This is a genomic window from uncultured Marinobacter sp. (genome assembly GCF_947488835.1).
Taxonomy (GTDB): Bacteria; Pseudomonadota; Gammaproteobacteria; order Pseudomonadales; family Oleiphilaceae; genus Marinobacter.
Map to the genome: position 1 here is coordinate 122,645 of NZ_CANLBK010000002.1, position 24,174 is coordinate 146,818.

The 24,174-nt window shown below is 54.6% G+C and carries 18 protein-coding genes; 6 read left to right on the plus strand and 12 right to left on the minus strand.

Going from position 1 to position 24,174, the window contains the following annotated elements; all coding sequences use genetic code 11:
- Nucleotides 1–8: 8 nt before the first annotated feature.
- Nucleotides 9–920, minus strand: coding sequence for a LysR family transcriptional regulator (locus Q0824_RS09565; protein ID WP_298449811.1), 912 nt, complete (start codon nucleotides 918–920; stop codon nucleotides 9–11).
- A gap of 206 nt (nucleotides 921–1,126) precedes the next feature.
- Here Q0824_RS09565 and Q0824_RS09570 point away from each other — a divergent pair, with 206 nt between their 5' ends.
- The 4 genes from Q0824_RS09570 to Q0824_RS09585 all read left to right on the plus strand — a co-directional run bounded on the left by Q0824_RS09570 (nucleotide 1,127) and on the right by Q0824_RS09585 (nucleotide 6,263).
- Nucleotides 1,127–1,753 (plus strand): glutathione S-transferase, encoded by a 627-nt coding sequence (locus Q0824_RS09570; protein ID WP_298449813.1) that lies wholly within the window; start codon nucleotides 1,127–1,129, stop codon nucleotides 1,751–1,753.
- Nucleotides 1,754–2,115: 362 nt separating this feature from the next.
- Nucleotides 2,116–3,906, plus strand: a complete 1,791-nt coding sequence (locus Q0824_RS09575; protein WP_298449815.1) for an amidohydrolase — start codon at nucleotides 2,116–2,118, stop codon at nucleotides 3,904–3,906.
- 194 nt (nucleotides 3,907–4,100) lie between these two features.
- Nucleotides 4,101–4,880: an isochorismatase family protein gene (locus tag Q0824_RS09580; RefSeq protein WP_298449817.1), complete on the plus strand. Its 780-nt coding sequence runs from the start codon at nucleotides 4,101–4,103 to the stop codon at nucleotides 4,878–4,880.
- A 135-nt stretch (nucleotides 4,881–5,015) separates the two neighbouring features.
- The gene (locus tag Q0824_RS09585) at nucleotides 5,016–6,263 is read left to right on the plus strand and encodes an alpha-hydroxy-acid oxidizing protein (protein WP_298449818.1); all 1,248 of its coding nucleotides are present in this window, start codon (nucleotides 5,016–5,018) and stop codon (nucleotides 6,261–6,263) included.
- A 68-nt stretch (nucleotides 6,264–6,331) separates the two neighbouring features.
- Here Q0824_RS09585 and amn read toward each other — a convergent pair whose 3' ends face one another.
- The 11 genes from amn to betI form a co-directional block, all read right to left on the minus strand.
- Nucleotides 6,332–7,807 (minus strand): AMP nucleosidase, encoded by a 1,476-nt coding sequence (amn, locus tag Q0824_RS09590; protein ID WP_298449819.1) that lies wholly within the window; start codon nucleotides 7,805–7,807, stop codon nucleotides 6,332–6,334.
- Between the two features lie 62 nt (nucleotides 7,808–7,869).
- Nucleotides 7,870–9,324 carry an MFS transporter gene (locus Q0824_RS09595; protein ID WP_298449821.1) on the minus strand — a complete coding sequence of 485 codons (1,455 nt, stop codon included), beginning with the start codon at nucleotides 9,322–9,324 and terminating at the stop codon, nucleotides 7,870–7,872.
- A 156-nt stretch (nucleotides 9,325–9,480) separates the two neighbouring features.
- A complete protein-coding gene (locus tag Q0824_RS09600) occupies nucleotides 9,481–10,059 on the minus strand; it encodes a TMEM175 family protein (protein ID WP_298449823.1) in 579 nt (192 codons plus the stop codon).
- A gap of 35 nt (nucleotides 10,060–10,094) precedes the next feature.
- Nucleotides 10,095–11,519, minus strand: coding sequence for a diguanylate cyclase (locus Q0824_RS09605; RefSeq protein ID WP_298449824.1), 1,425 nt, complete (start codon nucleotides 11,517–11,519; stop codon nucleotides 10,095–10,097).
- Nucleotides 11,520–11,857: 338 nt separating this feature from the next.
- Nucleotides 11,858–13,489, minus strand: coding sequence for an alkaline phosphatase (locus tag Q0824_RS09610; RefSeq protein WP_298449826.1), 1,632 nt, complete (start codon nucleotides 13,487–13,489; stop codon nucleotides 11,858–11,860).
- A 58-nt stretch (nucleotides 13,490–13,547) separates the two neighbouring features.
- Nucleotides 13,548–14,729: a choline ABC transporter ATP-binding protein gene (gene choV / locus Q0824_RS09615; protein WP_298449828.1), complete on the minus strand. Its 1,182-nt coding sequence runs from the start codon at nucleotides 14,727–14,729 to the stop codon at nucleotides 13,548–13,550.
- Nucleotides 14,726–15,574, minus strand: a complete 849-nt coding sequence (gene choW, locus Q0824_RS09620; protein ID WP_298449830.1) for a choline ABC transporter permease subunit — start codon at nucleotides 15,572–15,574, stop codon at nucleotides 14,726–14,728. Before choW ends, choV begins: the two co-directional genes overlap by 4 nt.
- A gap of 100 nt (nucleotides 15,575–15,674) precedes the next feature.
- Nucleotides 15,675–16,604, minus strand: a complete 930-nt coding sequence (locus Q0824_RS09625; protein WP_298449832.1) for a choline ABC transporter substrate-binding protein — start codon at nucleotides 16,602–16,604, stop codon at nucleotides 15,675–15,677.
- Between the two features lie 34 nt (nucleotides 16,605–16,638).
- Nucleotides 16,639–18,306, minus strand: coding sequence for a choline dehydrogenase (gene betA, locus Q0824_RS09630; protein ID WP_298449834.1), 1,668 nt, complete (start codon nucleotides 18,304–18,306; stop codon nucleotides 16,639–16,641).
- A gap of 63 nt (nucleotides 18,307–18,369) precedes the next feature.
- A complete protein-coding gene (gene betB, locus Q0824_RS09635) occupies nucleotides 18,370–19,833 on the minus strand; it encodes a betaine-aldehyde dehydrogenase (protein WP_298449836.1) in 1,464 nt (487 codons plus the stop codon).
- Nucleotides 19,830–20,429, minus strand: coding sequence for a transcriptional regulator BetI (gene betI, locus Q0824_RS09640; RefSeq protein WP_298449838.1), 600 nt, complete (start codon nucleotides 20,427–20,429; stop codon nucleotides 19,830–19,832). Before betI ends, betB begins: the two co-directional genes overlap by 4 nt.
- Nucleotides 20,430–20,851: 422 nt before the next feature.
- Between betI and Q0824_RS09645 the strand changes: the two genes are divergently transcribed.
- Both Q0824_RS09645 and Q0824_RS09650 read left to right on the plus strand, forming a co-directional pair.
- Complete coding sequence (locus Q0824_RS09645) at nucleotides 20,852–21,829, plus strand: TAXI family TRAP transporter solute-binding subunit (RefSeq protein ID WP_298449840.1); 978 nt, start codon at nucleotides 20,852–20,854, stop codon at nucleotides 21,827–21,829.
- A gap of 98 nt (nucleotides 21,830–21,927) precedes the next feature.
- Nucleotides 21,928–24,108: a TRAP transporter permease gene (locus Q0824_RS09650; RefSeq protein ID WP_298449842.1), complete on the plus strand. Its 2,181-nt coding sequence runs from the start codon at nucleotides 21,928–21,930 to the stop codon at nucleotides 24,106–24,108.
- Nucleotides 24,109–24,174 lie beyond the last annotated feature (66 nt).

Here is a 24,174-nt window from a genome sequence, read left to right on the forward strand (position 1 = left end):
CACCCGCTTTACGCCTCCTGATCCCAGTAGGGCTTGTTCCCAAAACGCTCGGACAACAAATCAACCAGCAACCGAACCTTTGTCGACAAATGCCGGTGGCGGGGGTACAGAACGCTAAGCTCAATATCGGTGGGCGGATAGTCAGCCAGAATCGTGCGTAATTGACCGGATTTCAGGGCTTCGCCGACGATAAACGTCGGCAGCATTGCAATGCCCAGGTGGTTGATCGCTGCATCGTACAGAGGTTCGGCATTGTTGGCCCACATAACACACTGGATCGCGACGGTCTGTTCACCCGTTGGACCGCGTAAACGCCACTTGTTTCCAGAGCCCAGATACCCATAGTGCAAGCAGCGGTGCCCGATCAGGTCGGCAGGAACCGCAGGCTCCCCCCACTTCTCAAGATAATCCGGCGAAGCACAGAGCACGCGCCGGGCAGTTGTCAGCTCCCGGGTTACAAGGCTGGTGGTCGCTTGCGATGCGCCAACGCGCACAGTTACATCGAAGCCTTCTTCAACGGCATTCACAAACCGGTCATTAAGCACTAGTTCCACATGGACATCTGGGTACAACGCCATGTATTCAGCGAGCACCTTGGCTAAATGAAGGGTGCCAAAAGACATGGGCGCGTTGACCCGGAGGTTGCCTGCGGGCTTGCTTTGCGAGGTTGTGATGGCCGATGTAGCTTCATCCAACTCACTTAGGATGTGAATGCAGCGCTCATAGAACGCGAGCCCCGTGTCCGTCGGCGTTACCTGGCGTGTGCTGCGTTGAAGTAATTGCACCCCAAGTTCTTGCTCCAGATTGATGACAGTCTTGTTGACCACCGATCGAGACAAACCCATCTCCCGCGCGGCCGCAGCAAAGCCACCCGATTTGACGACTTGAGTAAAGGCGCGGATGCCCGCGAAATAATCCATGCTTCACCTCTGTTGGACACGTCTCGCCGGCAATCGGCTGCCGAACCCGATAGGTTTCAGAATTAACCTGTCATTACCTGAACCTTACTATTTCTCAACGCCGATCGCTTCAAAAGCTGTTTTAACTATAGTGAAGTAGGGGCGGACAAACCCGATGACCCTAACGTTCAAGGACGCCCCTTAACCGTTGCCAAGGAGATTCGAAAATGCCAACTCTTTACACCATGCCTGGTACCTGCTCGCTCGCACCCAATATTGCGGTCGCCTGGCTCGATGCGCCTGTCGAAATCCATAACATTGCCTACGGTGATCACAAGAAGGAGAGCTATCTCAAGATTAATCCTAAAGGCAAAGTTCCGGCTTTACGCTTTGAGGATGGTGATACCTTAACGGAAGCGTCTGCAATCCTGTCGTGGTTGGGGGCTGCCTACGGTACTGACGCCTATGCACGCAACACGGTTCTCGGTCGTAAAGAGGCCGAAGCATTGTCTTACATGACGTCGGAGGTTCATGCAGCCTATGGCGGCCATTTTGGCCCTGGCAACTTCGCCGATAGTGACGCTGCCCAGGATGAAGTCAAGCGTAAAACCTATGAGAATCTCAATGGGCATTACAAGCTATTGGACGAGCACCTGAAGGCTAACGGCGGCGAATGGTATCTTGGCAAGCGCTCATTTGCCGACGCATTTCTGTATGTGCTGACCCGATGGCTGGAGCAGACGCCACTTTCCATCGATGACTATTCGGCACTTAAAAAATTCCGTGCGCACATGGAAGCCGACGAAGGCGTGCAGAAGGCACTTAAACGCCAGGATATGGAGCCTATCGGCTAATAGGCAAGGTTCCCCGCCGAGCGTTGGTTGCGAATTGACACCCCTGAAATCAATGATAGGTCACCCACACTGTCGCTAATTAAGCGACAGTGTGTCATCGAATGACTATGTTGTACCAATAAAAAGACCAAGCTAGAGTGGTTTCATTATTTCGAATGGTTTTCGTTTCGTGACTCTCAGTCGTAAAAGTTCAGAGCAAAAATACAGGTTTTTCACTTTTTCACCTAAGCTGAATAGTTAGCGATTGCAACAACACCAATAAAGACTCCACCCGAATTCACAGCCAAGCGGGCCTTAACCCGGAAAGAGAGAAAAAGAAGCTATCCCAGGGTCGGAGTAATCCAACCACACGGGGAGACACTATGCGTAAGAATACCAAACTGCCCATTTGCATTGCAGCAGCTGCAATCACCACCGCGGGCTTTGTGAGCGCGGTACAGGCAGAGAACATCGTTCTGCATAACGGCAAGGTTGCCGTCTCCGGAGAAGAGGGGACTTACAGTTTTGCTGAAGCCGTGGCGATTGCCGATGGCCGAATAGAAGCAGTCGGTAAGAGTAAAGAATTGCTGGAAGATGCGAAGGATTCGACCCGGGTTATTGATTTGCAGGGCCGTACCGTTATTCCAGGCCTTAACGACTCCCACACCCATGCGGTGCGTGGTGGGCGATTCTACAACCTGGAACTGCGCTGGGATGGCGTAGGCAGTTTGGAGAAGGCCGTTTTCATGGTTAGTGAACAAGCCGAGCGCACACCAGAGGGTGAGTGGGTAAGGGTGATCGGCGGTTGGTCGCCGTACCAGTTCAAAGAAGACCGCATGCCGACTCCGGCCGAGTTGACCAAAGCTGCACCCAATACGCCGGTATTTGTACTTTACCTTTATAGCCGAGGTTTTTTGAACGCCGCTGCCGTTGAAAAGCTGGGCATCACTGAAAACACCCAGGCACCCACGGGTGGGCGCTATGAGTTGACAGACGACGGCGGAGCCATCCTGTGGGCTGAGCCTAACCCTACAATCCTGTATCAGACCATTGGTGCCTTGCCGGGCCTATCGGAAGAGAACCAGGTCAACTCGACCAAGCATTTTTATCGCGAGCTTAACCGCTTCGGCCTGACCAGCGTGATTGACGCCGGTGGCGGCGGGCATATTTTTCCGGATGATTACTCAGGTACTCAAACGTTATCGGAGCAGGGCGCTATGCCGCTTCGTGTGTCCTATTACCTGTTTCCGCAAAGCCCGGAAAAAGAATTAGCCACCTTCCGCTACTGGACCCGAAATTTCGAACAAGGCGAAAACCAGGCCCACATCCATGGCGGCTATGAGCTTCAGGGCGGCGGTGAATTCCTCACCTGGAATGCCGGCGACTTCGAAAACTTCACGGCTGAACGGCCAGAGATTCTGAGCAAGCCTTACATGCGCCAGGAGCTGTACGAGGTAACCGAATATCTGGCCGAGCGCGAATGGCCCATACGCATACACGCCACATACGACCAGAGCGTAACCAAGATTCTGGATATCTGGGAAAAGGTCGATGAGGAGCATTCGTTTGATGACCTGCGCTGCATTCTCGACCACGTAGAAACCATCAGCGACAGCAACATCGAGCGCGTCAAGGCGCTGGGCTGTGGTATCGCGGTGCAAAGCCGCATGGCCTTCGCCGGTGAGTCCTTCGTTGAAAGGTATGGCAAAGACGCTGCCGCGACCGCACCGCCACTTCGCAAGCTCGCCGAGAATGGCATCCCGGTGGGCCTGGGCAGTGATGGCACCCGTGTGGCCACCTACAACCCCTGGATGACCCTGTATTGGGCGGTTACTGGTAAAACGGCCGGTGGCACAGAACTGTACGGGGCTGATAACCGGTTGTCCCGCGATCAGGCCTTGCGCCTGCACACCGAAGGCAGCGCCTGGTTTTCGGGTGAGCAGGATGCAAAAGGCCGAATTGCACCAGGGCAGTATGCCGACCTGGCGGTTCTGAATGCGGATTATTTTGAGGTGCCGGGCGAGCAGCTGAGGGACATTGAATCGGTTCTCACGCTGGTGGACGGCAAGATCGTTTACGGAGCCGAAGAATACGCAGAGCTGGCGCCTGCGTTGCCTGCAATTCCGCCTCAGTGGTCGCCTGTTGTGCGGTTTAAAGGCTATCAGAGCCACTAACCGGCGTTCGTACAATCCTTAAAACTGTGTACACATTGGTGGTGGCTCGGGCTTTAAAGGGACCACCACCGACCTTCCCAACCCGAAACCAGTGTAGGAGGGGACATATGGCCTAAAACCCGGAATCACTTCTTTGCCGGCTTATGACGAGGCTGGTCGTTCGCACAATAATTCAACCTTTTAAGGATTCCACAATGAAAAGCATCAAACAGCTTGGAAAAAGTTTTCTCGCGTTTGCAGCAGGCGCTGCAATGCTCATGCAACCCATCGCTCTACCTACTCTGGCCCAGGCACAGGAAGCCAATGATCTTCACCTGAAAGGTCTTTCCCACAAGCCGTCCGAGGCCGCCAACGCAGCGCTCCTCGATCCCAATGATGCCGTCTTCCTGTTTCTTGATCACCAAACGGGCCTGTTTCAGACAGTGAACGACATCCCTGTTAGCGAATTGCGCTCCAATACGGTAGCTCTTGCAAAGATCGCTGAGCAGGCTGGTATTCCAATCATCTACACGGCATCAGAGCCCGACGGCCCCAACGGCCCGATCATGGAAGAGCTGCCTGCAGCCATGCCTAGTGCGCAGTATGTCCCGCGTCAAGGTGAAGTCAGCTCGTGGGATAATGCCGATTTCGTGGAAGCCGTCAAAGAGACCGGCAAGAAAACACTCGTGATTTCAGGCGTTTGGACCAGCGTTTGTGTTGCCTTCCCGGCTCTGCAGGCAAAAGCCGAAGGCTACAAGGTTTATGCAGTAATGGATGCCTCGGGTGACGTCAGCAAGATGGCTTCTGATGCCGCACGTGAGCGTATGTCGGCGGCGGGTATCATTCCTGTTACCACTAACACCATCCTGAGTGAGACGCACCGTACCTGGAACCGTCCGGACGCTGCCAAGTGGGGCGGTCTCTATTCCGAGTTGGTACCAGAGTACCGTGCTGCAGTTGAAAGCTACACCCGGGCCCAGAAAGCGGCCAAATAAGGCACTAGCCATTTATGGCTGAATAAGTTGTTGAAGAATGTAATGCCGCGCCCTGACGCGCGGCATTACATGTGTTTCAGTTCAGGAAAATAAAAAATAAACGAATTCGGGAACACAAGGATAAGGGGATATAACATGACCAATCGCAGAAACTTCCTTGGATACGCCGCCACCGCCATTGGTGCCATGCCCTTTGCCGGTGTCGCTTTGGCACAGGCTAGCACTGCCTCTGCATCGACAGCTAAAGCCGCATCCGGGGCTGCCGCAGCTGCGGCTTCGGGCTACGGTGCGTCTACAGCGAATACCAAGCTGGAGATTATCAGCCTGTCAGCGCTGGAAGAGCCGTTCAAAAAAGCCATTCCCAAAGCTGGCTATGTTTTCGTTACGGGTGCCAAAGGAGACGAGTGGACACTGCGGGAAAATCGCCGCGCCATGGAAGACTTTCGCATCGTTACCCACCGCCTGACCGGCGTAAGCCCGGATGAGCTGGACATCTCCGTAAATATTCTCGGTCACAAGCTGTCTTACCCGTTTTTTGTCGCCCCCATGGGTGCTCACCGCATGGTTCACGAAGACGGGGAAGTGGCCACTGCACGTGGTGCGGGCATGGCTGAAACCATCTATTGCTCATCGGGTGCTTCAAACAAAACCCTGGAACAGATCGCAGAGGCTACCACTGGCCCCAAGTGGTTCCAGCTTTACTTCAATCAGGACGTCAGCGTTACCAAGTCACTGCTCAGGCGCGCCAAGAAGGCGGGCTATTCAGCTATCGTGTTGACCGCCGATGCCCTTGGGCCAGGCATGTCGGACAGTTTTCGGGCCATGGGCGCTCCCTTCCGCAGTGATATGACCTTTGGCAATCACGATCCCGCAAAAGGCGGCTCCGGTAACTTTTTTGCCCAGAAAGTCGATCTCACGCCAGACGACATCAAAATGATCAAGAAAGAAACCGGCCTGCCGGTGATTGTAAAAGGCATTCTGCGTGCCGAAGACGTTGACCCGATAATCGACGCAGGCGCTGACGCCATTCAGGTTTCAAACCATGGCGGCCGCCAGGTTGACGGGGTACCGGCCGCCATCAGTGCGCTGCCGCTGGTTGCCAAAGCGGTTGGTGGCCGGGTGCCGGTTATCATGGACAGCGGCATCCGCCGTGGCATTGATGTGATCCGCGCACTGGCCATGGGGGCTGACTGCGTTGCGGTTGGGCGCCCGGTACTTTACGGCCTGGGTGTGGGTGGTGCGCAGGGCGTGACGTCGGTGCTGGAGGCTCTGGCTGATGAGTTGCGTTCGGACATGTTGCTGACTGGTGCCAAATCGATTGCCGATCTGGACGCCTCTTACATTTCCATCACCGGCCCAAGCGCTGAAATGCAGAAAAACTGATGCGTCTGAAAAAGCTTTGATGGTACCTGCGGCTCCGGGAACTTCGGAGCCGATGGATTGGCAACCATTCAACGAAACGGCGGCTCATCAAAGCTACGTAATTTGCGCGAATGCAGGGTGTAACGCTCGCTGCGCATCAGTTCCAGCGCGCGGATGCCAATGTGCAAATGTTGAGTGACTGCGCTTTCGTAAAAAACACCCGCTGCGCCGGGTAGCTTGATCTCACTGTGCAGCGGTTTGTCGCTTACACACAGCAAGGTGCCGTAAGGTACGCGAAACCGATAACCCTGTGCGGCGATGGTGCCGCTTTCCATATCCACAGCGATAGCACGGGCGAGGTTAATCTGTGAGCGCTCCTGCGCCCAGCGCAGTTCCCAGTTTCGGTCGTCGTAGGTTAATACAGTGCCGGTACGCAGCCGGCGCCTGAGGGTATCGCCCTCGTCGCCGGTGATCTCAGCGGCAGCCTGTTGTAGTACTTGCTGTACTTCGGCTAGAGCAGGCAATGGAATGTTCGGTGGCAGTACCCGGTCTAGAATGCCATCCCGGCGCATATAGGCATGTGCCAGCACATAATCACCAATGACCTGAGACTGCCTCAGCCCACCGCAATGGCCGATCATCAGCCAGCAATGTGGGCGTGTTACCGCGAGATGGTCGGTGATGTTCTTGGCGTTGGATGGGCCCACGCCAATGTTGACCAGAGTAATACCCTGGCCCGGCTCAGCCGCCTTCAAATGGTAAGCCGGCATCTGGAATCTGTGCCATACCACGGACTCCACAAGCGCCTGCATTTCGTTTTCGCTCATACCCCGTTCAATCACCACATTTCCCGGCAGCACCATGCTCTGAAAGCGGGAGTGGCCCTGCAGCATATCCAGCCCGTGGCGAATAAACTGGTCAACATAACGGTGGTAGTTGGTCAGCAATATCCATGGCTGCACATGCTTCCAGTCACTGCCGGTGTAGTGCACCAGCCGGCGTAATGAAAAATCCGTGCGCGCTGCATCAAACAGAGATAAGGGCAGTTGCTCAAGCTCTTGCCAGTCGTGCAGTCCGTCGGCTGTACCATCACTGGTGGCAGACAAATCCGTACTGGGGAAGACCTGCGAAAGCTCCCGGGCAGTGACGCCCGAAGCACCCAGCTCATCGCCTTGGTCGACAACATAAGGGTAGGGAATATTAACCTGGCTTTTTCCCACCTCCAGAACAACGGTGAAATCCCTCATGATGTGCCCCAGCTGGCTCTCCAGGTAACGCCTGAAGGCTTCTGGTTGAGTCACCGTAATGCTGTAAACACCAGGCTCTTGCAGCCGCGCGTAGGCACGGATGCCGCTGGGCGCCTCGCCATGAGCGCGATACGTAAGGCGCAGTTCGGGGTAGCGAAAGGCACAGTGAGAATCCCCGGGTAGCTGGCGGTCAACAAGATACTGCTTCAGCGCCCTGCGCAGTGCACTGGTGGCTTGCTCATACAGGGCGGCAAGACGATCGACCGCCTCCTCAGGGGTGCTCACTACAATAAAATCATCATCACTGGAACGTGTCATGACTTGCCTCAGAGTTGTTTAGCAATTTTTATAGTGCCTGCCGCAACGGTTACGGCCAACCGCTAGTGCGGCGTGCGTCTGTCGCGTAAGTCCTTAAAAGCCATGGTCAATGCTAGCAGAGTGATTACTGTGATTGTCAGCAGTCCAATACTTACGGCAGTATGCCACGAGCTGTATGGGCGCAGGGCAAATACAATAGCCGTGATGATCGCAATGCCCACCGAGGTACCAATGCGTTGCCCGGTTTGCATAATTGCCCCCGAGCTCCCAGCGTAGGCCAGTGGTACCTCGGCGAGAGTGAGGGTTTGGTTGGGGCTGATCACTGAGCCTTGGCCTAAACCAAAAAAGCCGAGAGACAACAGCAACCACCAGATGCTCACGCCCAGATACTTATGCAACAGCACCACGGCGATACTGGACAGCAGTCCAAAAACCGCGAACATCAACCCCCCGATAACAACCTTGCGGCCATAGTCATTAACGCGTTTGCCCGCCCAGTTTGAAGACCAGGCAGAAAGCAGTGCCGACGGGATGCCGATCATGCCGGCTTCAAATGCAGAGAAGCCCACACCTTGCTGTGCGTATAAGGGGATCAGGACCCAAACACTGGTCATGCCCAAAAAATACAGCAACATTATGACACTGCCATTACGGTAGCTGGAGGTGGCGAAAATTTTGAGATCCACCATGGGGCTGAAACCGCGCTGGGTGTACCAGCGCTCCCAACGTACCCACAGGTAAAACATCAATAATCCTGCAGGCAGTAACAGCCACATTAATCTGGACGAGCGCGACTCAACAAAAGGATAAAGCACTGCCAGCACACCCAAACCCAGTAGCAGAGCACCTATGGGGTCCAGAGACCCCAGACCTCTGCCGGCCTGCTGCTTGGGCTTGTGAATGAGAGGGCGGGGGAACCATAAAAGTGCCAGCCCTATGGTTAACAAGCCGATAGGAACGTTAATCAGAAACGTCAGCCGCCAGCCAATTTCCGGGCCACCTAAATGAATCAGCAGCCCACCAAGTACCGGGCCAATAGCAACCGAAACGCCCACCGTTGTGCCAAAAAAACCAAAGGCGCGTGCTCGGGCCGGGCCCTGGAAATACTGCTGGATCATGCCAATGCCCTGGGGGTTCAGAAACCCTGAGCCAACACCCTGAACAAAGCGAGCCGCATTAAGCCAGTCCGCATCCGGTGCAAATCCGGCGGCAACTGAGGCAAGGGTGAATATGGTAACGCCCATAATAAAAAAGCCGCCGCGCCCCATAAGATCCCCGGCGCGACCCGCACTCACCAGCACCACACCAAAGGTGAGTGCATAGCCGGATAATACCCACTGGATATCGGATTGACTGGCATCCAACCCTTCCTGGATGGATGCCAGGGCGACGTTAATCACACTCACACTCATCAACGACATAAAAATCGCCATGAGCAACACCAAAAGAACACGCCAGCGCTCGGAGTCGCTAATGGTATCGTTAGTGGTGCTGTGCTGTGGGGTCGGTTCCGTCATTTAATAGCCATAAAAGTTGTGCTTAACGCACAGAGTAATGAATATGGGGGCCTACCGAACTGTGGCTGACTATCTGATGGCCCAGGATGGAGCAGTATTCAATCGATGAAACCGGTGCCTTGGTTCTAACAACGTCTGATGGAAAAACGATCACTTTCACCCTTCATTCATCACCCGTTCTATCCGCCTATCCGGCACAAGCCAGAGAAGCGCCACACCGACATAGATGGCTTGAGCTGCCCAATGGAATTGGAACGACAGACCAACAGCTACCAAATACAGAACCATGGACAGTTTTCCCTTCCAGTCAGAGCCTATTGCCTCATGCAGCACTGAACTGCAGCCATCAGTGGCCATGATGCAGCGCTGCAATATGTTGTAAGCAATGGCGGCCATAAACAGCACAAAGCCATAGACTGCTGTTGGTAAAGGCTCAAAGTGATTGTTGCCCATCCAGGCCGTAGTGAAAGGAAACAATGAAAGCCAGAAGAGCAGATTCAGGTTAGACCAGAGCACGCTGCCCGAAACATGGCCCGCGGCGTGAATTAAGTGGTGATGGTTATTCCAATAAATGCCTACATAGATAAAGCTGAGAACGTAACTGAGAAAACTGGGCAACACTGGAACAAGAACATCCATTCCTGAACCGGTCGGAATCTTCAGTTCAAGGACCATAATGGTAATGATGATGGCCAGTACACCGTCGCTGAATGCTTCTAATCGGTTTTTACCCATAAGCTACTCTGGTTGTGTTCGTGGATTTGCACCGGCTATTGGCTGTATAGCCGGAAGCAGTTTTTACCACTCTTTTTGGCGGCATACATTGCTTTGTCTGCCTTGCTGATCAAGGTGTCCACATTTGCCCCGTCTTTAGGGTAGATAGAAATGCCAATGCTCGCACCTATGGTGGCGACGCCATTATCAAAGTGGAATGGCTTGGTCATGCTATTGATGATACTTGAGGCAACGGCTCCCGCGTCTTCTTCGGATACTCCGCCATTTAATTGAATGATGAACTCGTCGCCGCCAAATCGGGCAACAAAGTCCGCTTCCCGAAGGCTGCTTTTCAGTAGTTTGCCAATCTTTTCAAGCGCTTGATCACCGGCTTTGTGGCCGAAGGTATCGTTAAGTGCTTTGAACCCGTCGATGTCGACAAACAGCAGTGCGACAGTTTCTCCATTCCGTTCGGCATTGGCGATCATGGAAGCGCTTAACTTTCTGAACAGCCTCATATTGGCGAGCCCTGTCAGCTCGTCATAAATGGACTCTTCATAGAAGATATCTTTTTGCTCATGCACCAATCCAATGAGCACAGTAGAGATGATCGACATGGCGAAGATCAATTGAACTTCCAGCATTCCGTAATAGGAGTAGCCGAATAGAACATAAAAGGAAAGTGTGAACAGGTTGCCGATAAACGCATACATCAACCCACAGCCCAGCCCCCACTTTACGGAAGTCCAGATGATGGGGACCAGAATCAGGTAATAGTAGCTTGAGTAGTTTTCACTAAACTTGCCCAGAAACACTACGAAGAAAGAAAGCGAGATTATGATAAGAAATACGGTTAGTTTGTCAGGCCTCAGAATCTCATCGGTAATGGTTCGTTTTAAGCACTTCCAGCCATTTGATTTAATGTATAGGTAGAGTGTGAAAATCGGAAGTGCTGTCAATGCGCCAGTCAGATTCCCGACAAAAAACAAAGGAACCTGTTCCCGCCAGCGGGTGCTCAAGGTGCTGCCTATGTCACTTGAGACCATCACAAAAATCGCAGACGACAAAAGTGCCGTTGCAATGATTATTAACATTAGCGTGTAGTAAAAGGTAGCGCCCAGCTTTTGCTTTTCGGGATTGAGTTTTCCCAGTATCAATCCCGCCGTGCCGTAGATCAGAAACATTCTCAGGTCCGGGATCAGCATGTCCAGGTTGTAGTTGAAAACATCACGCTGTGGCAGGCCGCCAATGAGTATGGCGAAAAAGAATACGGGTAGGTACTTGGCCCCAAAAAGATAAATCAGGAGCATTGCAAAACCGGAAGGCGGGTAAAATATGCTAACACCTTCGGCTACGGTAAAGAGATAGGCTACCTGGTTCAGGAGCCAAAACGACAGTACAAAAAATAGAGCATTCCGGAGGTACTGCCTTTGCCCTGTCATCCAGTTGGTAAGGTCTGTTCTCTCCGGTGAAACAACCATGTTTTCTCCGCACAATACCGTGTACTACATGTATAGCCTACCACCAGCGTGAACACACCCTGGAATATGCCGAAACCCGGCTTCAAATCCTTTGAGAAGCATAAACGAACATCGTGATAAACGGTATTCTAAAGCTACATTTCCTATGCAAGGCTTCCGTAGCATTACTGACTCCACATGTGCGCTAAATTAGCGCTAAGGAACTGAACCTGTATGCGGTAAATAAAGCCAGCGGTACTGGGCCCGCTCATGGTTTTATTGGGTCAGAGCGGTCTTTGAAGGTAATCACAGCGCCGGCTCAGGAAGACCCCAGAGCCGGCATGCTTACTCATTAGCAATCAGTTCTCCATCGCCTCCATGGCAAATTGGCCAATATCCGTATGGTGCAGAATCTTGCCAAAAGGCTCTGCCACTTTAGCTGGCCCCTGGGTGAATACCAGCACCGGGGTATTGGTGTGGGTGCCGGTAGACCAGACTACATTCTGCTGTTCGGCCACTTCACGGGCCAGCAGGTTCTGGCGGTTGTCGTCTGTCTGGTACACGAAGAAGGCGCCGTTTACGTCCATTTTGGGAACGGTTTTAGTGCTCAGGTACGAATGGCCTTCGGTGTAGAAGGGGTTGTCTTCAGTGGCCAGTACCCGGGCAGCCTGTTCTTCGGTAATGTAAAAACTGGTTTCAGCGTTAACAATGCGCGCCAGGTTGGCAGGGGTTTGCTCTTCTTCGCTCAGGCCGTCGAACTGGCTGTAGAAGATGTCACCGTAGGAAGACTTCTGCTCATAGAGCTTATCCAGAGTAGACACATCGCCAAAGTTGAAGCCAGGTTTGAACTGCTGTTCCTTGAACACGCCGCCCGGCAGGTCGCGGCCGTGGGGCAGGTCGTTGGCGGAATAGCTGAAGCCAAAGCCGCCGGTTTCGTGGTCTGCTGTGACAACCACCAGTGTGTCATCGCGGCCTTCGGCCCAATCCAGCACGTAGTTCAGGGTTTCGTTCATGCGCAGCATTTCGTGCAGCATGGTGCCTGTGTCGTTGTAGTGACCAGCCCAGTCGATTTGACCGGCTTCGATCATCAGAAAGAAGCCTTCCTCATTCTGCGACAGCGAACCGATGGCTTTTTCCGACATTTCTTTCAATGTGGGAATGGTGCGGTTCGGGTCGTTTTTGGTCTGGTTCTCAACAATGGCGTTAGGCAGTGATGAGTAGGCAAACAAACCGAGCATTTTGCCTTCGGCCTGGTTCATCTGGTCAAGATTGAATGCCAGATCGTAGTTTTTCTCTTGTGCTTCGGCGATCAGGTTGCGGTTGTCCTTGCGCTTGGATTTGATACGCACAGAGCCTTCCGTCAATGCTTCAAGTTCCAAACGTGCAGCCGATTGCTCATCGTTGGCGGATGCCGGAATCCAGTAGCGCAGGCCGCCTGATAACATTACGTCTACGTTGTTGTTCAGCAGGTCGACGGCAATGTTGTTTTCGAGGCTGCGGTGGCTCTGGTGGGCTGCAAAACCAGCGGGTGTGGCGTGGGTGATTCGGGTGTCAGACACCAGGCCGGTGGATTTGCCGAGCTTTTTGGCGCGCTCCAGAATGCTTTCCGCGGTGTTGCCGTCTTTGTCTGCGCCAATCATTTCGGCGCCAGCGAGCTTGCCAGTGGCCAGTTGGGTGGCAGAGGCCGCAGAGTCCACAACCAGGTTGTCATTGGCGTGGGTCATGGAGATGCCCATAGGGCCATTTTCAGCAATGCGGTCGAAGGCGGTGATGCCATCGGTGATAACCGAGTTGGGTGCTTGCTTGGCATAAGCGAGCAGCAGCCCAACCTGTTGCGGGCCCATGCCATCGCCAATAATCATGATGACGTTTTTGGCTTTCTCAGGCTCAACCGATGCGGCTTGAGAGTCTGTTTGCATGGGTGCACAGGCTGCCAGCAGGAGGGAGGAGGCAAGCAGCCCCGCACCCGCCGTGATGTTTCGGATGTTCATAGAGGTCCTTTTTTGGAGGTTGGTCGTTTTATGATTATTGAGGGGCGATAAAGCTCGCCTAGCTGTCGTCCAGATGCTTCCCCAGCATGGCGTGGTAAAGCTCCCGGTCGCCAATGGCGCCGGTAATCTGGTCGCTTTCTTCCACCAGCAGGCTGTGGCCGGTGAAATATCGAATCTCTACGGCATCCCGCAGAGGTGTGTTCGGGGCGATACGGGTGGGTTGTTTGGCCAGGCTTTCGATGGCTTGGCCTTCCTGCCAGGCTTGGGTCTGGAAGGTTTGGCCGCCACTGGTGACCACGGCCTTTTCCGCCACATCTGGCGTGTGTAGCCAGGTGTCGTAGCGCTTGTTGAGGCAGCGGTTACCTCTGGAATCTTCCTGTATCTGCCCAATGGGCAGTGCCAGTGAGCGGGCAGCCAGTACGTTGAGCGGGTTGGTGCTGGCAACGAAGCTCTTAACGTAATCGTTTGCAGGTTCCAGCACGATGGATTCCGGCTTGCCGTGCTGCACTATCTGGCCGTCTTTCATGATGGCGATGTGGGAGCCCAGCTTCAGGGCTTCGTCCAGATCGTGGCTCACGAATACGATGGTTTTCTGCAGTTCTTCCTGCAGGGTCAGTAGTTCGTCCTGAAGCTGATGACGGATCAGTGGGTCAAGGGCAGAAAATGGCTCGTCCATCAGCAGTATTTCAGATTCTGTGGCCAGCGCCCTTGCCAGGCCTACTCGCTGGCGCATGCCACCGGAGAGTTCATCGGGCCGGCGGTTGGCCCAGCCTGAAAGGCCAACTAATTCCAGTTGGCGGGCTACCTTCTTGCGGCGCTCGGCCTTACCAAGGCCTTGCAGCTCAAGGCCGAAGGCCACGTTGTCTTCTACGGTCAGCCAGGGCATCAGGGCGAAGCTCTGGAATACCATGGAAATATGGCGGGTGCGTATGTCTCGCTGCACCTTTTCGCTGGCCTGGGTGAAATCCACCATTTCATTGTCGTGCTGTATGCGAATGGCACCATTGGTGACATCGTTCAGGCCGTTTATGCAGCGCAGCAGGCTCGACTTTCCGGAACCGGAAAGCCCCATAAGCACACAGATTTCGCCTTTTTTTACACTCAGGTTGGCGTTCTGTACACCCACTACCAAACCGGTCTGGTCGCGAATCTCGGCTCGTTCCAGGCCCTGCTCAATCAGTGGTAAGGCTCGTTGGGGTTGCTTTCCGAACACAACGTTAACGTTCTCGATTTCAATCATACTGGTGTCCCCGTGGTGCCTTTCTGACGGAAAAAACGGTCCATCCAGATGGCCAGTAATACGATAGCCAGGCCGGCTTCAAAGCCCTTGCCTATGTCGACGGTATTCAGGGCCCGTACAACCGGCACGCCCAAACCATCCGCGCCGACCAGCGCGGCAATAACAACCATGGAGAGCGACAACATGATGCACTGGGTTATGCCGGCGCCAATGGAACTCATGGCGGCGGGCAGTTCTACTTTGAAAAGCAACTGGCGGTTGGTGCAGCCAAAGGATTTACCAGCTTCAACCAGCTCGGTCGGCACCTGGGAAATGCCCAGATAGGTCAGCCTTACGGGGGCGGCGATGGCAAAAATCACGGTGGAGATAACACCGGGTACCACGCCCAAACCAAACAGTGTGAGGGTGGGGATCAGGTACACAAACGGAGGAATTGTTTGCATCAGATCCAGCACAGGCTGCAGAAACCGGTACAGCCAGGCGTTGTGGGCGGCGTATATGCCCAGTGGGATGCCAATCAACACGCACAGCACGGTTGCGTAGAGCACCAGTGAGAGTGTGGCCATGGTGTCTTCCCAATAGCCGATGTTCAGGATCAACAGAAAGCTGATAGCGGTGAAGGCGGTGAGCCCCCAGCGGCGATGACGAATATGTGCGGCCGCAGTAAACAGAGCTACCAGTGCAAGAGGTGGAACCCAGAGAAGCGCGTCGGTCAGGCCATGAATCATACTTCTGAGGGTTTCGGAAACGGCGTCGAAAAAGCCGCTGAAATTGATCACCAGAAAATCAACAATGGCTTCCATGAAGTCGCCGAAGGGTAGTTGATGCTCAGTTATCCAGTTCATGGTTTTATGTCTTTTTGGGTGCGGGCCAGAGCCGGCACGGAAAATGAGTGAATCAGGTAGTGCATGGCAGGTGCCCGGGGTTGCCCCCGGGCATTACTGGCTATTTGAGGGATGCTTTAACGGCGGGCAGTGCCTCTTTGCCGTCCAGGGTAGTTACGCCTTCAAGCCAGGCGTTGAGTACCTCGGGGTTGCTGGCCAGCCATGCCTTTGCGGCATCGTTTGGCTCTTCGCCGTCGTTCAAAATAGCGCCCATCACTTCGTTCTCCATGGTCAGGGAGAAGGTGAGGTTGTTCAGCAGCTTGCCAACGTTCGGGCACTCGCTGGTGTAGTTCTTGCGAACGTTGGTGTGCACGGTTGCACCACCGTAGTTGGGGCCGAAGAAGTCGTCGCCGCCTTCAAGGTACGCCAGTTCATGATTGGCGTTCATCGGATGCGGTTCCCAAGCCAGGAACACAACCCAGTTGTTGCGACGGGTTGCGCGGCTTACCTGTGACAGCATGCCCGCTTCACTGGATTCGACTACACGGAAGTCGCCCAGGCCAAAGGCATCTTCATCTACCATCTGCTGGATCAGGCGGTTACCGTCGTTGCCTGGTTCGATGCCGTAGATGCGGCCATCAAACTCGTCGGAGTGCTTGGCGATGTCGGCAAAGCTGGTGACACCTGCATCGTAAACATACTGGGGAACCGCCAGTGTGTATTTGGCGCCTTCCAGGTTGGTGATCACGGTTTCTACATCACCGCTTTCCAGGTAGGGGCGGACATCGCCTTCCATGGTGGGCATCCAGTTGCCCAGGAATACGTCGATGTCCTTGTTTTTGAGTGAGCGGTAGGTCACCGGCACAGACAGGACTTTGGCCGTAGGGGTATACCCCATGCCTTTAAGTACTTCGGATGCCAGCGCAGTGGTGGCGGTTATGTCGGTCCAGCCTACATCCGCAAAGCGTACGGTTTCACATGCGGCATTCGGGGCAGCGGTGGCAGCGCCACTGATCGCAAGGCCTGCACAGGCCATCATGAGTTTCTTCATTGGTTCTCTCCTTTCTTGGTTTTGTGTCACAGCGTTAGCGTTGTGCGTTTTTCCAGTCAGGGTGTTCCCATACCGGTGCGGGTGAGGGAGCGAGTGGCTCAAGGCCACGTATGTGGTCGGCACATTTTTCAGCCAACATGATGGTGGGCGCATTCAGGTTGCCGCTCACCATGCTGGGCATAATGGAGGCATCCACCACACGCAGATTGTTCACGCCATAAACCCGTGCCTGCTCGTCAACTACCGCCATGGGGTCATCGGCTGCGCCCATTTTGCAGGTGCATGAGGGGTGGTAGGCGCTGTCGGCGTATTTGCGGACGAACGCATCAATATCGTCGTCGGTAGTGGCGCTGGCACCGGGGCGCAGTTCTTCGCCCCGGAAAGGATCGAAGGCCGATTGGGCAAAGATTTCCCGGGTCAGTTTGATGCTTTGGCGCATTTCCCAGCGGTCACGCTCGGTGCTGAGCAGCTTGGGATCAATAATCGGGTGGTCGTTCGGGTCCGCCGATTTCAGTTTGATGAATCCGCGACTGGTTGGGCGCATGGGGCCAACGTGGGCTTGATAGCCATGGCACTCGGCGTCTTTCCGGCCGTGATCAATTACCTGGGACGGCAGGAAGTGATATTGGATATCCGGGTGTTGAACGCCCGCTTCCGAACGAATAAATCCGCCAGCTTCCAGGTGGGCGGTGCGGCAGGCGCCCCAATCGTTGTTGATAAACCACTTCATGCCGGCCAGGGTTTTGCCCGGCTGGGTGGTGTACTTGTACAAAGTGACCGGCTGGGTGGATTTGTGCTGAACGTAGATTTCCAGGTGGTCTTGAAGGTTTTTGCCGACACCAGGGCGGTCGGCCACTACAGGAATGTTGTGTTCTTTCAGCTCGTCTTCCGCGCCTATGCCTGACAACATCAACAGTTGCGGCGAGTTGATGGCACCGCCGCTTACGATGACTTCTTTGCGGGCCTTCACACGAAGGGTTTTGCCTTTCTGAATGTATTCCACGCCGACGGCGGTCTCGCCTTCAAACAGAATGCGGGTGGTCATGGCGCCGGTTTCAGCGGTCAGGTTCGGGCGGTTCAGGGCGGGGCGCAGGTAGGCTTGAGCTGCGCTCCAGCGCCGACCTTTTTTGATGGTCATGTCCATCTCGCCAACGCCTTCCTGCTGGTAGCCGTTCATGTCTTTTGTATAGGGGTAGCCTGCCTGCTGGGAAGCCTCAAGAAAGGCGCCAAACAGCGGGTTGGGCTCGTCGCCTGTGTGTACGTTCAGCGGGCCATTGCCACCGCGGTAGTCGTCAGCGCCTTTTTCCCGGCTTTCGGCTTTGCGGAAGTAGGGCAGCACGTCCTGATAGCGCCAGCCTTTGGCGCCTTCGTCGTGCCAGCGGTCGTAATCGTAGGCGTGGCCGCGGATATACACCATGGCATTCAGGGTGGAACCGCCGCCCCACACTTTGCCCCGGGGCCAGTAAAGCTTCCGGTTGTTCATGTGTTCCTGGGGTTCGGTGTGGTAGTACCAGTTGTGCTTGTCGTCCATGAGGTTGAACATGAGCGCCGCGGGCATGTGGATTTTCCAGCCGTTGTCACGGCGCCCGGCTTCCAGAACCAGAACCTGGTCATTTCCACTTTCACTCAAGCGGTTGGCCAATACACAGCCGGCGGACCCGGTGCCGACAATCACATAGTCAAATTCGTTATCAAACTGCAAAACGGTCTCCTTGATGCAAAGGCGGATAGGTCATCCGCAGAGGCTCTGGTTTGAAGGCGCGGGTCAAAATGGCGACTCAAACGGGGCCATTCCAACGTAAACGGATTTGATTTGGGTGTAATGGGCGAGTGTTTCGCGACCATTCTCGCGGCCCAGCCCCGAGAGCTTGTAACCGCCCACGGGCATTTCGGCCGGCGAGGCGCCAAAGCTGTTGATCCAGCAGATGCCTGCTTCAATTTGATGAATAACGCGATGTGCGCGGGTGGTGTCTGTAGTGAACACGGCAGCTGCCAGGCCGTAGTCTGTGTTGTTGGCGCGCTGGATCACTTCCTCTTCAGTATCGAATGGCAGTACAGACATCACCGGGCCAAAGATTTCTTCCCGCACAATGGTCATGTCATCGGTGCAGTCGGCGAAGATTGTGGGCGCCACAAAATAGCCGTCTTCAAAACCAGTCGGTTGCAGGGTCTTGCCGCCGGTCAGCAAGCGCGCGCCTTCAGCTTTGGCGCTGTCGATGTACTTCATCACCAGGTCGCGATGCTTGGCGCTGATCAGGGAGCCGAAGTTGGTGTCCGGGTGTTCCGGGTCGCCGGCGATGATGTTGTTCTCGGTTCTTCTTACCAGTTCCTCAAGGAAGGCGTTGTAGATGGAGCGTTGAACAAACACGCGGGTACCGTTTGTGCACACCTCGCCTTGGGTGTAGAAGTTGCCCAGCATGGCGGCCGAGATGGCTTGTTCCAGATCGGTATCTTCAAACACCACCAGCGGGGATTTGCCGCCCAGTTCCATGGTGACGGATTTCAGGGTGCGGGCGGAATCGGCCATCACGGTGCGGCCGGTTTTGGCTTCACCGGTAAACGATACTTTGGCAATGGCCGGCTCGGCTGTGAGCATCTGGCCGACCCGGTGATCGCCTTGGATCACGTTAAACACACCAGCGGGAACACCCGCTTCGATGTAAATCTCAGCCAGTTTGATCGCGCCCAGCGGTGTTTCTTCTGAAGGCTTGAAGATCATGCTGTTGCCGCAGGCCAGAGCAGGCGCGGACTTCCAGCATGCTATTTGCAGAGGGTAGTTCCATGCGCCAATACCCGCGCACACGCCCAGAGGTTCGCGACGGGTATAGAAGAAATCCGGCCCCAGATGCTGGCTTTCGCCGGTAATACTGGAAGCCTGGCCAGCAAAATACTCGACAGAATCGGCACCGGTTACTACATCGACCACGCTGGCTTCCTGCCAGGGTTTGCCGGTATCCAGCACTTCGATCTTTGCCAGCTCATCGTTGCGCTCGCGCAGAATGTTGGCTGCCCGGTTGAGAATACGCCCACGCTCAAGCCCGCTCATGGCAGCCCAGGCTTTGAAGCCTTCCCGGGCGCTCTTGACCGCTGCCTGCATAACGGATTCATCGGCCTGTTCAACCTGATAAATCAGCTTGCCGGTGGCAGGGTTCACTACGTCGAAGCGTTCGCCACTCTGGTTTGTCAGTGGCTGGCCGTTAATAAAAGACTGGTACACGGGCAATGTCATTTGCTGGCTCCGTTATTCGCCTTGATGGCTTGGTCGATGTAAGTTTTGCAGAGGGCAGCGGCCTGGTCGGGTTCAATCCGGCCCTCACTCATAGCGGCGCGCAGCCAGAAACCGTCGATCATGGCCGCGACTGTTTGCGCCGTCGCTTGCGCCGGCCCAGGGGGCATCAACTGGCGCAAATGGAAAATCAGGTTCGAAAGCAGGCGGCGCTCGTTCACCCTCTGAAGTCTCATCAGCTCCGGGCTGTGCATGGCTTGGGTCCAGAAGGCCAGCCAGGTTTTTGCCGACTGCGCGTGGGTCTGAACGCCGGAGAAGTTGGCGTCAACTATGGCCATCAAACTCTCACGAGGGTTGCTGGGCCGGCTGGCCATCAATCTTGATGCGTCCTGCTGCAGGCACGAGAGCAGGTATCGCATGGTGGCTTCCAGCAGGCCCTGCTTGCCGCCGAAATAATGGCTCACAATGCCCACCGACAATTCCGAGGCCGCTGCAATTTTCCCTATGGTTGCACCTTGAAAACCGTGGGTTTCAATAACGCTCAATGTTGCGTCGATCAGCTGCTGCCGCCTGATTGACTCAATTCCCGGTCGTGCCATGCGCCCTGTGACCTGCTCTGTATTGAATGAGTGTTCAATTTGTTGAATGGCTGTTCAATGAGTGAAGAATAATGGTTTGAATACTAAATATCAAACAGGTTATAGCGGAGAGGAGTCCTTGAGTGGACTGATGTGGATAGGAGATTTGGCGGGTAGTACCTATAAAAAAGTATTTAGAGCGCGAATGATTGCGCCTGGGTTTGTAGGTGTTTTTATGCTGGCGGAAGTTCACCCAATACGGTGCGGTAATGGGTGGAAAAGTACCCAATCTCTCGGGCTTTTTATTGTGGTGTTTTTGGAAGTCTATGTTTTGCATGGGCTTTTTTCTAGTGGCCCGCTATTTGCTAAGTCTTAGAGTTATCGCAGCCCCTTCGGGCTCCGTCGAGCACCCAATAAACAAAACGAATCAGGGAGCAGTCTCTATGAAGAACCAAGCCATTATCGCGGCGGCATTCGCCTCTACTCTTGTTGTTGCAAGCCCCGTTGTTGCCCAGGATCGGGCCGGTTGGCCGGATAACTTTACCGTTGGTACAGCCAGTCAGGGCGGCACCTATTTCGCCTACGGCTCTGGCTGGGCCAACTTTGTAGCAGAAAATCTGGGCGTTTCCGGCGGTGCTGAAATCACCGGCGGCCCAATGCAGAACATGGCACTGGTTCATACCGGCGACCTGAAGTTTGGTTTGACTACAATGGGCCCGGCTCGCGAATCCATGGATGGCAACAGCCCGCTGGCGCCAGGCATGAAGATGGACAACGTATGTGCCATGTTCCCCATGTACGAAACGCCTTTTTCGGTCACGGCGCTGACCAGCTCTGGAATCAAGTCTATTTCTGATATTCCAGATGGTGCCACCATCGGCTTCGGCCCGGCTGGCTCAACCTCCGACACCTATTTCCCGCGCATGATGGAAACCCTGGGTGTGAACTTCAAACGTCGTAATGGCAGCTGGTCGGATCTTGGCGGACAGCTTCAGGATGGCCTGATTGATGTTGTTGCTTTTGCCGCAGGCATCCCCATCCCAGCCGTTAGCCAGCTGGAAGTTCAAACCAATGTGAACATCATTGGTATGACCGATGCCGAAGCCAAAAAAGTGACAGATAACTTCCCGGTGTCTGAGTTCATTATTCCAGCGGCCACTTATCAGTCCCTGGATGAGCCATCGCGTGTTGTATCCATGTGGAACTTTGCCATGGTGAATTGCGATGTACCGGAAAGCTTTGTGTATGAAATCACCAAGCTGACCATGGAGCAGAATGAACGGATGGTTTCTATTCACAAAGCTGCCCGCAACTCCATTCCAGAGAACTACAGCAAGAACAACGTGCTGCCATGGCACAAAGGCGCCGCTCGCTGGTTCAACGAGAACGGCTATACCATCGAAGAAAGCAAGATCAAGTAAGACTGCTGATTTGAATGGTTGAAAGAAAGGGGCCGCAAGGCCCCTGAATAATAGCCGGCAGATTGTCGGCTCCGATTTGCCTGCAGGCAGGACCCCCAATGACACTCGAACGACACCCCAAAGATTTTTCTGATATAGAGGTGGGCGAAGACCACGTGCTTGCCCACGACGTGGACAAAGAGCCAGTAGAAGCAAACCGCAGGCTGTTTGAAGGCGGAATGCTGAAGTTTGTAACGTTACTGGCCATTGTTTACTCCTCCTTCCATCTCTATTCGCTGAATATTGCGCCTTTGGAAACCTGGTCGTTCCGGATTGTGCATATTGCCGGCGCCCTTGTTTTAGGTTTTGTTCTGTTTGCGGGTGCACGTTTTGTTTCTGCTGAAGAAGGCTCTGCACGGCACCGGTGGACAACATGGATCGGTGCTGTTGCGCTTCTACCGGCATTTTATGTGCTGTATCAGACCTACTCGTTTTGGCAGATGGTTCAGAACGGTGCCATGCGGATTCCGGTAGATCTGGAAACCTGGCATTTTGGCTGGCCGCTGCTGGCGGCAACGGGTGTGGGCATTGTGCTGAGCTGGTTCCACCAGCGTGAGCGCTCGCGCTTCAGTCTGCCGGATCTGGTGTTGATTGTGTGCTCGATCGCGGTTGCGGCCTATTTCCTTGTGGCTTTTAACACCTCCATGCGTATGTCCACGGGCACATCCTTTGCGCCGGTGGGCATTTCTTTTGCCGCGGTAGCGGGTACTGCGCTGATAATGGAGCTTACCCGCCGGGTTGCCGGATTGGCGCTGGTGATTATCGGGTTGGTGTTTTTGGTGTATGTGTTTGCCGGGCCGTATCTTCCGGGCTTCCTTGGTTATCCAGGACTGTCGGTACAAAGGTTCTTCAGCCAGGTGTATACCGATGCGGGTATTCTTGGGCCCACCACAGCGGTGTCGTCCACCTACATTATTCTGTTTATTATTTTTGCGGCCTTTTTGCAGTCGTCAAAGGTCGGTGATTACTTTGTGAACTTCGCGTTTGCCGCGGCGGGTCGCTCCCGTGGTGGCCCTGCGAAGGTCTCTATTTTTGCCTCTGGCCTGATGGGCATGATCAACGGCACCAGTGCCGGCAACGTTGTGTCTACCGGCTCGCTAACTATCCCGCTAATGAAAAAAGTGGGTTACAGCAAAAAATCCGCCGGCGCGGTAGAAGCCGCTGCATCTACGGGTGGTCAGATCATGCCGCCGATTATGGGGGCAGGTGCCTTCATCATGGCCGAGATTACCGGTATCCCATATACCGAAATCGCCATTGCAGCCATTATTCCCGCGATTCTTTACTTCGCGTCTGTGTATTTTATGGTGGATTTTGAAGCGGCGAAAACCGGTATGCGTGGCATGCGGGAAGATGAGCTGCCCAAGCTACGCGCCATGGTGAAACAGTGCTACCTGTTCTTGCCGATTATTATCCTGGTAGTGGCCCTGTTTATGGGCTATTCGGTGATACGAGCCGGTACGTTGGCGATGGTGTCTGCGGCGGTTGTTAGTTGGTTTTCACCCAACAAAATGGGCATTCGGCAGATTTTACACGCGCTGGAAACGGCTTCCTACATGGCCATACAGATCATTGTGGTGTGTGCGGCGGCGGGCGTTATCGTCGGTGTTATTTCCCTGACGGGGGTTGGTGCACGCTTCTCTGTGCTGTTGCTTGATGTGGCAGAAGCGAGCCAATTGCTGGCGCTGATTTTTGCCATGTTTATCTCCATCTTGCTGGGCATGGGTATGCCCACGACGGCGGCCTATGCGGTGGCGGCTTCGGTGGTTGCGCCGGGCCTGGTGCAGCTGGGTATCGAACCTCTGACGGCGCACTTCTTCGTGTTCTACTTTGCGGTGGTATCGGCCATTACTCCGCCGGTTGCCCTGGCTTCTTATGCGGCGGCGGGTATCTCAGGCGCCAACGCCATGGAAACCTCTGTGGCCTCTTTCAGAATTGGTATTGCAGCGTTTATCGTGCCGTTCATGTTCTTCTACAACGGCGCTTTGTTGATGGAGGCTGGCTGGTTTGATATCGCACGGGCACTGGTTACGGCGCTCTTTGGCGTATACCTGCTCTCGGGTGGTGTACTGGGCTGGTTTGGAAACGTCACAGCTTCCTTGATCGTCCGTATATTGCTGATTGGCGCCGCACTGATGATGATTGAAGGGGGAATGGTGTCTGATCTGGCTGGCATTGGGCTTGCCGCAATAGCGTTTGTGATGCAGCGTCAGCGCAAAGGTCGCCTGGCTGCTGCCTGAACTATGCCCTCGTCGCCCGACCCTTGTCCTTCAAGGGGCCGGGCGATACTCTGGCGTCCTTTAACG

Coding starts and splice junctions, on each gene's coding strand:
- Q0824_RS09625 (WP_298449832.1), bottom strand. CDS start 16,604: ATGAAGAAACTCATGATGGCCTGTGCAGGCCTTGCGATCAGTGGCGCT.
- betI (WP_298449838.1), bottom strand. CDS start 20,429: ATGGCACGACCGGGAATTGAGTCAATCAGGCGGCAGCAGCTGATCGAC.
- Q0824_RS09585 (WP_298449818.1), top strand. CDS start 5,016: ATGACCAATCGCAGAAACTTCCTTGGATACGCCGCCACCGCCATTGGT.
- Q0824_RS09645 (WP_298449840.1), top strand. CDS start 20,852: ATGAAGAACCAAGCCATTATCGCGGCGGCATTCGCCTCTACTCTTGTT.
- Q0824_RS09605 (WP_298449824.1), bottom strand. CDS start 11,519: ATGGTTGTTTCACCGGAGAGAACAGACCTTACCAACTGGATGACAGGG.
- Q0824_RS09565 (WP_298449811.1), bottom strand. CDS start 920: ATGGATTATTTCGCGGGCATCCGCGCCTTTACTCAAGTCGTCAAATCG.
- Q0824_RS09575 (WP_298449815.1), top strand. CDS start 2,116: ATGCGTAAGAATACCAAACTGCCCATTTGCATTGCAGCAGCTGCAATC.
- Q0824_RS09595 (WP_298449821.1), bottom strand. CDS start 9,324: ATGACGGAACCGACCCCACAGCACAGCACCACTAACGATACCATTAGC.
- Q0824_RS09610 (WP_298449826.1), bottom strand. CDS start 13,489: ATGAACATCCGAAACATCACGGCGGGTGCGGGGCTGCTTGCCTCCTCC.
- betB (WP_298449836.1), bottom strand. CDS start 19,833: ATGACATTGCCCGTGTACCAGTCTTTTATTAACGGCCAGCCACTGACA.
- Q0824_RS09600 (WP_298449823.1), bottom strand. CDS start 10,059: ATGGGTAAAAACCGATTAGAAGCATTCAGCGACGGTGTACTGGCCATC.
- choV (WP_298449828.1), bottom strand. CDS start 14,729: ATGATTGAAATCGAGAACGTTAACGTTGTGTTCGGAAAGCAACCCCAA.
- amn (WP_298449819.1), bottom strand. CDS start 7,807: ATGACACGTTCCAGTGATGATGATTTTATTGTAGTGAGCACCCCTGAG.
- choW (WP_298449830.1), bottom strand. CDS start 15,574: ATGAACTGGATAACTGAGCATCAACTACCCTTCGGCGACTTCATGGAA.
- Q0824_RS09650 (WP_298449842.1), top strand. CDS start 21,928: ATGACACTCGAACGACACCCCAAAGATTTTTCTGATATAGAGGTGGGC.
- Q0824_RS09570 (WP_298449813.1), top strand. CDS start 1,127: ATGCCAACTCTTTACACCATGCCTGGTACCTGCTCGCTCGCACCCAAT.
- Q0824_RS09580 (WP_298449817.1), top strand. CDS start 4,101: ATGAAAAGCATCAAACAGCTTGGAAAAAGTTTTCTCGCGTTTGCAGCA.